The organism is Dellaglioa sp. CoH-56-MRSF-10 (assembly GCF_056782175.1).
On the sequence record NZ_JBXAYF010000065.1, the window covers coordinates 1 to 351 of the forward strand.

1 protein-coding gene is annotated in these 351 nt (G+C 58.1%); it reads right to left on the reverse strand.

Annotation, left to right across the window (positions count from 1 at the left end; all coding sequences use genetic code 11):
* Window positions 1-109: 109 nt before the first annotated feature.
* The coding region (locus AC1RP4_RS07850; protein WP_481763248.1) for a hypothetical protein at window positions 110-351 on the reverse strand (242 nt) is incomplete at its 5' end.

Genomic DNA, 351 nt, shown 5'->3' on the forward strand with positions numbered 1-351 from the left:
GGCGCTGCTTACGTGCCTTGCGCGGGAGTACCGGACGCGTCGTGAATTTACGGCTCATGAACTTCTCCTTGCTTGATGTGATTGTACGCATGGTACAGGACGTGGCCATCTACGTCAAGCTCGTTACGTCACGCGGTACCATCATCTCGGAACCGCGAATCAATTGCAGAACATCGGAGGCGGTGAGTTCCAACTCCTGAGCCGTTATCCCGTCTTCGATCAGGAGCGTGTGGTTCTTCAGGCCGTTGACCAGACGTAGCGTTACCAGCTTTTTCTTGGACGCGGGCGCGGCGTCGGCCACCACTTCGAGACCGGTGCCGTTGCATTCCCTGACCGCCTTCAGGCCGTCGA